General features: G+C 74.4%; 5 protein-coding genes and 1 pseudogene (1 of these 6 cut by a window edge). All 6 read left to right on the top strand.

The features are described 5' to 3' along the window. On the top strand, window positions 1-3,787 hold a 3,787-nt coding region (locus tag FrCorBMG51_RS29135; RefSeq protein WP_162233272.1), incomplete at its 5' end, for an SDR family NAD(P)-dependent oxidoreductase. 80 nt (window positions 3,788-3,867) lie between these two features. Next, window positions 3,868-7,236: a type I polyketide synthase gene (locus FrCorBMG51_RS22295; protein ID WP_052914945.1), complete on the top strand. Its 3,369-nt coding sequence runs from the start codon at window positions 3,868-3,870 to the stop codon at window positions 7,234-7,236. A gap of 277 nt (window positions 7,237-7,513) precedes the next feature. Then, complete coding sequence (locus tag FrCorBMG51_RS22290; protein ID WP_076843522.1) at window positions 7,514-7,834, top strand: transposase; 321 nt, start codon at window positions 7,514-7,516, stop codon at window positions 7,832-7,834. Continuing rightward, window positions 7,831-8,781: an integrase core domain-containing protein gene (locus tag FrCorBMG51_RS22285; RefSeq protein ID WP_200902555.1), complete on the top strand. Its 951-nt coding sequence runs from the start codon at window positions 7,831-7,833 to the stop codon at window positions 8,779-8,781. Before FrCorBMG51_RS22290 ends, FrCorBMG51_RS22285 begins: the two co-directional genes overlap by 4 nt. A 31-nt stretch (window positions 8,782-8,812) precedes the next feature. Continuing rightward, window positions 8,813-9,142 (top strand): annotated as a pseudogene (locus tag FrCorBMG51_RS33265) (chloride channel protein); the annotation flags it as partial. Then, window positions 9,122-9,638 carry the 5' portion of a CBS domain-containing protein gene (locus FrCorBMG51_RS22280; protein ID WP_338052796.1) on the top strand. The gene runs 155 nt beyond the window's last position, so 517 of the gene's 672 nt are visible here — the first part of the coding sequence; the start codon lies at window positions 9,122-9,124; its stop codon lies off the right edge, out of view. The pseudogene FrCorBMG51_RS33265 and the gene FrCorBMG51_RS22280, both read left to right, overlap by 21 nt.

Below are 9,638 nucleotides of genomic sequence, written 5' to 3'. Positions count from 1 at the left end.
CGGCGCCGGCCGGCTCGACGAGCTCCTGCTGACCGCGCCGGTGGTGATACCGGCGTCCGGCCGGCTGGACCTGCAGGTCAGCGTGGCCGAGCCCGACGACGACGGCCGGCGCGCGCTCGAGATCCACACCCGGCCGTACGACGCGGACGCCGCCACACCCACCGCCACCACGCCACCGCGGCCGTGGAGTGCCGTGGCCAGCGGCACCCTGTCGCCGTCGCCGGACGCCGGCCCACCCCCGGCCACGGCCACGGCCGAATGGCCACCGCCGGGCGGTGAACCGCTGGACGTCACCGACCTGTACGACGGCCTCGCGGCCCGCGGCTACGACTACGGCCCGGCGCTGCGTGGGCTGACCGCAGCCTGGCGGCTCGGGGACGAGATCCTCGCCGAGGTGCGGCTGCCCGACGCCGCCGGCGGCACCGCCGGCTGGCACGGCCTGCACCCGGCGCTGCTCGACGCCGCCCTGCACGGGCTCGGGCTCGGCGTCCTCGACCAGGCCGGGCTGCCGTTCTCCTGGTCCGGGGTCACCGCGTACGCCCAGGGGGCGGGTTTCGTGCGGGTGCGGCTACGGCCGCTGGCAGCGGACACCGTCGAACTGGTCGTCACCGACCCGTCCGGGGCGCCCGTGCTGACCGCCGACGCCCTCACCGTCCGCCCGGTCGACGCCGGCCAGCTCGCAGGCCTTGCCAGCCTTGGCGGCGTCGACGTGCGCGACGCCCGCTACGACCTGGTCTGGGCGCCGCTCCCCGCCGAGGCGCCGGTCTCCGCCGGGGTGCCGGCACCCCGGCGCTCCACCGACGCGGTCGGGACGGCCCCGGCGGCGCGGCACCCCCGCTGGGTGTTGGCCACCATCTCCTCGAAGGCCACCATCTCCTCGAAGGCCCCCGTCTCCTCGAAGACCCCTGTCGCCTCGAACGGTCCGGCTTCCTCGGATGGCCTGGCTTCGGACGGCCTGGTCTCCTCGGCCGGCCCGGCATGGACGGCCGGTCTGGCCGCGGCGCTGGCGGAGACGGGCATCGAGGTGTCACCCTGGCCCGGCACGGACAGCACCGGAGACGCCGGGGACGCCGCGCCGGCGGTGGCCGTCCTCGCGGTCGACGGCGGCGCCGGCGTGCGCGACGTGCACGACACCACCGCCGCCGTGCTGGCCACGCTGACGTCCTGGCTCGCCGACGGGCGGCTGGCCAGCAGCCGGATCGTCGTCGTCACCCGGGGTGCGGTGAGTGTCGCCGAGGGCGACGGCGCGCCGGATCTGGCCGCCGCAGCCGTGTGGGGGCTGGTCCGCAGCGCCCAGGCCGAGCATCCCGACCGGATCACCCTCGTCGACCTCGGCGTCCCCGACCGGCCGGGCTCGGCCAGCGTCTCGGACCTGCCTGCCACGCTGACGGGCGGGCAGCCGTTGCTGGCCCTGCGGGACGGCGCCACGCTCGCCCCGGCGCTCGAGCGGCCCGACCCGGCCGCGGCGCTGGCCGTGCCGGCCGAGGGCTCCTGGCGGCTGGACATCACCGCCCGCGGCACCCTGGCGAACCTGGCCCTGCTCCCGACCGAGGAGGGGGACCGGCCGTTGGCCGCCGAGGAGGTGCGGGTCGCCGTCCGGGTGGCCGGGCTGAACTTCCGTGACGTGCTCATCGCCCTCGGTGTGTATCCAGGGAAGGCGCTGATCGGCACCGAGGCGGCGGGCGTCGTGGTGGAGGTCGGCTCCGCGGTGACCGGCCTGGCGGTCGGCGACCGGGTGCTCGGCCTGCTGTCGGGGGCGGTCGGCAGCCACGCGGTGACCGACCACCGGCTGCTCGTCCCGGTCCCGGACACCTGGACCTTCGCGCGGGCGGCGGTGGTACCGGCGGCCTGGCTGACGGTCTACCACTGCCTGGTCGAGCTCGCCCAGGTGCGGCCGGGCGAGCGGGTGCTCGTCCACGCGGCGGCCGGCGGGGTCGGTGTCACCGCCGTCCGGCTGGCCCGCCATCTCGGCGCGGAGGTGTTCGCGACCGCCAGCCCGGGCAAGTGGCCGGCGCTGCGCGCCCTGGGGCTCGACGACGAGCACATCGCCTCCTCCCGCGACCTGGACTTCGCCACCCGCTTCGCCGCCGGTGTCGACGTGGTCGTCAACTCGCTGACCGGGACGTTCATCGACGCCTCGCTGGGGCTGCTGCGCCCCGGCGGCCGGTTCGTCGAGCTCGGCAAGGCCGACCTGCGCGCGCCGCAGGCGGTCGCCGCCGACCACCCGCGGGTGCGCTACCTGCCGTTCGACCTGGTGGAGCTCGACTACGACGACATCCAGCGCGAGCTGCGCGAGGTGGTCGGGCTGCTCACGCGGGGCGTGGTGACGGCGCCCCCGGCCATCGCCTGGGACGTCCGCCACGCGCCGGCCGCCCTGCGCCACCTGCGGGAGGCCCGCAACATCGGCAAGCTGGAGCTGCGGCTGCCGACCGGGCTCGACCCCGCCGGGACGGTTCTGATCACCGGGGGTACCGGCACCCTCGGCGGGCTCGTCGCCCGTCATCTGGTGACCCGGCACGGCATACGTCACCTGCTGCTGGCCAGCCGGCGGGGGCCGGCGGCCGACGGCGCCACCGAGCTTGCCGCCGAGCTCACCGAGCTGGGCGCCGAGGTCCGGCAGGTCGCGGTTGACGTCGCCGACCGCGACGCCGCGGCGGCGCTGCTCGGCACGGTGCCCGCCGAGCATCCGCTGACCGCGGTGGTCCACGCCGCCGGGGTGCTCGACGACGGGGTGCTGGCCTCGGTGACCCCGCAGCGTCTCGCGGCGGTCCTGCGGCCGAAGGTCGACGCCGCCTGGCACCTGCACGAGCTGACCGCGCACCTGGACCTGGCCGCCTTCGTGCTGTTCTCCTCGGCGGCCGGGGTGTTCGGCGGGGCCGGTCAGGCGGCGTACGCGGCGGCGAACGCGGCCCTGGACGCGCTCGCCGTCCACCGCCGTGCCCGCGGGCTGCCCGCGACCTCGGTCGCCTGGGGGCTGTGGGCGCAGGCCAGCACGATGACCGGCGGCCTCGGCAGCGCCGATCTCGCCCGGCTGGCCCGCGGCGGCCTGATCGCGTTGCCCACCGCCGACGGCCTGGCTCTCTTCGACGAGGCCCTGACGTCGACGTCCGCCACGTTCCTCGCCACCCGGCTGGATCTGTCGACGCTCGACCGCTCCGGCGGACCGGTACCGCCCCTGCTGCGCCGGTTGGTCGGCACCCGTCGGCTGCCCGTCGCCGCCGCGGCGGCACAGCCGGTGGCCGGCGACGACCTGGCCACCCGGCTGGCCGGCCTGTCCGAACCCGCCCGGGTGGACGTGGTGCGGGAGCTGGTCCGTACCCAGGCCGCCGCCGTGCTCGGCCACGCCGACGTGGCCGCCGTCGACGCGGAACGGGCCTTCAAGGAGCTGGGGTTCGACTCGCTGACCGCCGTCGAGCTGCGTAACCGGCTGGGTGCGGCGACCGGCCGGCGGCTGCCACCGACCCTCGTCTTCGACTATCCGACCCCGGCCGCGCTCGCCGACCACCTGTTGGCCGAGCTCGTCCCACCGCCGGACCCCGCCGCCGAGGCGCTGGCCGGGCTGCAGCGGCTGGAGGAGGCGCTGGCCGCGCTCGGCCGCGACGGCGCGGCCCAGCTGGATCTCGGCGCCCGGCTGTGGCGGGTCCTCGACGACCTGGCTGGCGGCAGCGGTGGCGCGACCGGCGTCGACGGCTCCGGCAGCTCCGACAGCTCCACAGTGGCGGTGGCCAGCGCCGAAGAGATCATGAATTTCATCGACAACGAGCTCGGCCGGCTCTCCGACCGCTGAGCCGCCGGAAGAGCCACCGGCCGAGCTGCCGGAAAGAGCCGTCGGAAGAGGACCAGGACCGCCGGAAGAGGAACCGCCCCATGTCAGAAGACCGGTCAGAAGACCGCAAACTCGTCGACTACCTGCGCTGGGTCACCGCCGACCTCACCCGGACCCGGGAACGGCTCGCCGCGTTGGAGAACGCCCAGCGCGAACCGGTGGCGATCATCGGGGCGGGTTGCCGGTTCCCCGGCGGTGTGGCCACCTCCGAGCAGCTGTGGCAGCTGTTCGCCGACGGACGGGAGATCATCGACACGTTCCCGCGCGACCGCGGCTGGGATCTGGACACGCTCTTCGCCGAGGACCCCGACCGCTCCGGCACCACCTACACCCGCCACGGCGGCTTCCTGGACGACGCCGGCGACTTCGACGCCGAGTTCTTCGGGGTCAGCCCGCGGGAGGCGCGGGCGATGGATCCGCAGCACCGGCTGCTGCTGGAGACGTCATGGGAGGCGATAGAGAACGCCGGCATCGACCCGCTGTCCCTGCGGGGCAGCGGGACCGGGGTGTACGTCGGGCTGATCGCCCAGGAGTACGTGTCGTTCGCCGCCCCGCCGCCCGCCGGCCTCGACGGCCACCTGATGACGGGCAACGCCGGCAGCGTCGCCTCGGGGCGGATCTCCTACACCCTCGGCCTGCACGGCCCGGCTCTGACCATCGACACCGCCTGCTCCTCCTCACTCGTCGCCGTCCACCTCGCCGTCCAGGCCCTGCGCCGCGGCGAGATCACCCTCGCTCTGGCCGGCGGCGCCACCGTCATGGCCAGCCCCGCCACCTTCATCGAGTTCTCCCGCCAACGCGGCCTCGCCCCCGACGGCCGCTGCAAACCCTTCTCCGCGGACGCCAACGGCACCGCGTTCTCCGAGGGCGCCGGGATGATCCTGCTTGAGCGGCTCTCCGACGCCCAGCGCAACAACCACCCCGTCCTCGCCGTCATCCGCGGCAGCGCCGTCAACTCCGACGGCGCCTCCAACGGCCTGACCGCCCCCAACGGCCCCGCCCAACAACGCGTCATCACCACCGCCCTCACCGACGCCGGCCTCACCCCCGCCGACATCCACCTCGTCGAAACCCACGGCACCGGCACCACCCTCGGCGACCCCATCGAAGCCCACGCCCTCCACAACACCTACGGCCAGCAGCGGCCCACCGACCAGCCCCTGTTCCTCTCCGCCATCAAGGCCACCCTCGGTCATGCTCAAGCCGCCGCCGGTATCGCCAGCATCATCACCACCACCCACACCCTGCGCCACAGCCACATCCCCGCCACCATTCCTTCCACCACCACGCCCACCCCCCATCTCGACTGGGACACCACTCCCCTCGCCCTGGCCACCACCCCTACCCCCTGGCCCACCAGCGCCCACCCGCACCGCGCCGCCGTCTCCTCCTTCGGGATCAGCGGCACCAATGCCCACCTCATCCTCGAAGCACCCCCCACGCCAGAAGACAGCGCCAGCACCCAGGACACCCCGGACACGCCGAGTGCTCCGGACGGCACCAGCGCGAACGGCACCGCTCCGACGGCCAGCGGCAGCGAGAACCACGCCAGCACCGCGGACGCCATCGGTGCCGCCGGCACCACCGGCACCGATGCCGCCGGCACCGCCCTGCCCCGCCCCGTTCCCCTCCTGCTGTCCGCCCGCACCTCCACCGCCCTGAACGCCCAGGCCACCCGCCTGCACACCCACCTCACCGCACACCCCGACCTCGACCTCGACCTGAACGACGTCGGGCACTCGCTGCGCACGACCCGGTCGCTGTTCGCCCACCGCGCGGTCGTCGTCGCCGCCGACCGCTCCGAGGCACTCGCCGGGCTGCGCGCCGTCGCCACCGGCGGCGGGACCCGCGGCGCGCCGCGCCCGGCGGCGGGGCCGGGGCGCATCGCCTTCCTGTTCACCGGCCAGGGCAGCCAACGCCCCGGCATGGGCCGCGAACTCCACGACCACCACCCCGTCTTCGCCGCCGCCTGGGACGAAGCCGCCGCCCACCTCGATCCCCACCTTGACCCCCACCTCGGCCGTCCCCTGCGCGACCTCGTCCTCGCCCCGCCCCGCCCCGAGAGCACGACGATCCTGAACCGGACGGCCCTCGCGCAGGCCGCGCTGTTCGTCCACGAGGTCGCGCTGTACCGGCTGGTCACGTCGTTCGGGCTGACGCCCGACTACCTGATCGGCCACTCCGTCGGCGAGCTGGTCGCGGCCCACCTGGCCGGGGTGCTGAGCCTGGCCGACGCCGCCGCTCTCGTCATCCTGCGCGGACGGCTGATGCAGAGCGTTCCCGAGGGCGGCGCGATGGTGTCGCTGCACGCCACCGAGGACGAGGTCGCCGCGGAACTGGCGGAGCTGACCGGCCGGGTGTCGATCGCCGCGGTCAACGGCCCGACGTCGACCGTCGTCTCCGGCGACGAGGAGGTGGTGGCGGACCTGGCCAAACGGTTCCGCGCCCGCGGGGTGAAGGCCCGCCGGCTGCGGGTCAGCCACGCCTTCCACTCACCTCACCTGGACGGCGTCCTCGACGAGTTCCGGCGGCAGGCCGGCCGGCTGACGTTCACCCCACCGGCCATCCCCGTCGTGTCCAACGTGACCGGCGCGCTGGCCACCGGCGACGATCTCCTCTCCGCCGACTACTGGACGCGGCACCTGCGGGGAACCGTCCGGTTCCAGGACGGCATCCGCGCCCTGGAGGATCTGGGCGTCACCCGGTTCGTCGAGCTGGGCCCGGACGGCACCCTCAGCGCCCTGGCAACCGCCTCGCTGCGCGACCCGGCCGCCGGGATCCAGGTACCGCTGCTACGCGACCGGTGGCCGGAACCACGCGCGCTGCTCACCGCCCTCGGCCGGCTGCACGCCGACGGCGCCGCCGTGGACTGGGCGCCGGCCATCCCCGCCGGCGCCCGCCGGGTCCGGCTGCCCACCTACGCCTTCCAGCACACCCGCTACTGGGTCACCACCCGCCCGCTCCGGCCGGCGGAACCCGTCGACGACCCGGGCACCGACAACACCACGGCCGATCACGCGGCAGCCGGTCACGGCGCGGTCGACGGCCAGGCCGCCGACGGCGCCGCGCAGCCGGCGGCATGGACCGGCCAGTGGTGGCAGGACCTGGCCGCGGCGTCCGAGGCCGAACGGGAGCACCTGCTGGTGGAACTGCTGCGCGGGCACATCGCCGACATACTCGGGCATGCCTCGGCGGACCTGGTCGACCCCGAGGCCAGCCTCATCGACGCCGGGCTGTCCTCGTTCACGTCCCTGGAGCTGACCAGCCGGCTGCACGCGCAGACCGGGGTGCGCCTGCCACCGACCGCCGTGTTCGACCATCCCACGGCCGCGGGGCTGGCCCGCCTCCTGCACGCCGAGCTGACAGCGGACCGCGCCGGGGAGCCCCAGCCCGCGGTGCCCACCGCCTGACAGCGGCGCCGTCAGCGCCCCTGCCAGCAGCGCTGGCAGGGGCAGGGGCAGGCGCGGGGGGAGGCACGGAGGCAGCGGCAGGGGCGCTGGCGGCTTCCGCCGACGGCACGGGCCGTCCCCTCCACCCGGAGCGGACGGCCCGTTGCGTATCGCGGCGCGCACCACGGCGACCGTCTCTGCAGTTGTTCAGGCTTTTGTTCAGGGCAGTCCTGTTCGAGTGTCGCGCGTCAGAATTCTTGGCACAGGGGTTTGTTGGCCCTGAGCCCAAGGAGATCAGATGAGTCGGCCCCCGGTGTTCCCCGCCGAGGACAAGATCCGGATCGTGCTGTCGGTGCTCGCCGGCGAGGTGACGATCGCGGAGGCCGCCCGGCGGAACAAGGTGTCGGAGACGTCGGTCGGCAAGTGGAAGCAGCAGTTCCTGGAGGCTGGCCGGGCCGGTCTGGCCGCGGGCGGGTCGTCCCGTCCGTCGAGCCGGGAGGAGTCGCTGGCGGCCGAGGTCGAGGAGCTCAAGACCGCGCTCGGTGAGGCGCACGTCGAGTTGCGGGTGTGGAAGAAGTCGGCGGAGGGCCGGCTGGCCCCTATGAGGACCATTAGGTGATCCGCGAAGACGCGGCGATGCCGACCGCGAGGTTCTGCCAGCTGATCGGCATCCCGCGCCGGACGTATGCCCGCTGGCAGGCCACGGCGCGGGCCGACGGCCCGGTCGGGAAGGGGCCGTGGCCGGCGCCGGTCGTCGACCCGCTCGAGCCGCTGGCGGCGAAGTACGCCGGCGACTGGCCGGCCTGGGGCCATCGGAAGATCCACGCGATGATGGCCGTCGACGGCCACACCGCCTCGCCCTCGTCGGTCGAGCGGGCGTTACGCCGCCGGGACCTGCTCCAGCCCGTCGACTACCAGGGCGAACGCCGCGAGTTGGCGAAGGCCCGCCGGGCCGCGTTCACCGCGCCGCCGACCGGCCCGTGCCAGGTGTGGCAGCTGGACTTCTCCGAGTACGAGACCCTCGCCGGGGGGATCTGGCGGCTGGCCGGCGTCTGTGACTACTACTCGAAGGTCGAGTTCGGCTGGCACATCGCCCCGACGTGCACCGGCGCCGACGCGGTCGCCGCCGTCCAGCTCGCCCTGGCCGAAGCGGAACGGCTCGCCGGCGTCCCGCTGGCCGAGCACTTGGCCGACCCGGCCACCGGCGACATCAGGAAGATCAAGCTGGTCACCGACAACGGGGCGGCGTTCAAGGGCGCGGTCTTCGCCCGGTTCGTCGCCTCCCGGTCCGAGCTCCTCCACATCCGCACCCGGCGCAAGAGCCCCGGCCAGAACGGCGTCCGTGAGCGCGCGTTCGGCTCGTTGAAGTACGAGCACCTCTACCGACACGAGATCGACACCCTCGACGACCTCGTCCGCGAGGCGAACGCCTACCGGGAGATCTTCAATCGTGTCCGGCCGCACGAGGCCCTCGGTTTCCACCGGCCGATCGAGATCCACCACAATCCCACCCTCAAACCCCCCACCAAGATCGGAAATACCCAACCTTCAGGTCAAGATTTCTGAGCCAAGATCTTGACGCGGGACACTCGAACGGGCGGTCGGTGGGCGGTACGGGCTGGGGCTGCTCGCGCTGCTCCTGGTCGGCAAGATCGTCGCCACGAGTCTGACCATCGGCATCGGGGGGTCCGGTGGGGTCTTCGCCCCCTCCCTGTTCGTCGGCGCGGCCACCGGGGCCGCGTTCGGTCTGGTCGCGCACGACGCCGCAGGTCATCTGGTCGCGCCGGTCGGGGCCTACGCGCTGGTCGGCATGGGCGCGGTCTTCGCCGGTGCGGCCCGTGCGCCCGTCACCGCCGTGCTGATCCTGTTCGAACTCACCGGTGAGTACACGATCATCCTGCCGCTGATGGCCGCGGTCGTGATCGCGACCCTGACCAGCGCCCTGCTGTCCCATGAAACGATCTACACGCTCAAGCTCACTCGACGAGGCGTCGACCTTGGCGCGTCCCACCAGTCCCGTCGGTTGCGCAACCAGCCGATCACCGCCGCGCTGGGTCCGCCACCAGAGGCCCTGCCGGCCGCGGTGCCGCTCAGGAGCGCGGCGGTGGCGCTCGCCCGTGCCCCACACGGTTGCCTGCCGCTCGTCGACGACGCCGGCCGCTACCAGGGAGTGGTCACCGCGCAGGCAGTCGCCGACGCTCTCGACGTTCCTAGCCGTGCCACTCGGAGCGCAGGCCACCTCGCCGTTCAGCGTCCGAGTGTCACCACTGCCTCCAGCCTCGCCGATGCCCTCGACGCCTTCGAAGGCGCGTCCAGTGGGGGCATCGTCGTCCTCGACCCCCGGCAGGGTCACATCGTCGGCTGGATCACTCACCAGTCGATCCTCGCCGCGATGCACCCGCCGCCCGCCTCTCGGCAGGCGG

Source organism: Protofrankia coriariae (genome assembly GCF_001017755.1).
In the GTDB taxonomy this organism is placed as follows: domain Bacteria; phylum Actinomycetota; class Actinomycetes; order Frankiales; family Frankiaceae; genus Protofrankia; species Protofrankia coriariae.
The sequence above is the reverse complement of the archived record's forward strand: the minus strand, read 5'-3'. Positions and strand labels throughout refer to the sequence as shown.

Bases quoted from the DNA above. Each gene is read 5' to 3' on its own strand.
- FrCorBMG51_RS22295 (WP_052914945.1), top strand. From the start codon at position 3,868: ATGTCAGAAGACCGGTCAGAAGACCGCAAACTCGTCGACTACCTGCGC.
- FrCorBMG51_RS22290 (WP_076843522.1), top strand. From the start codon at position 7,514: ATGAGTCGGCCCCCGGTGTTCCCCGCCGAGGACAAGATCCGGATCGTG.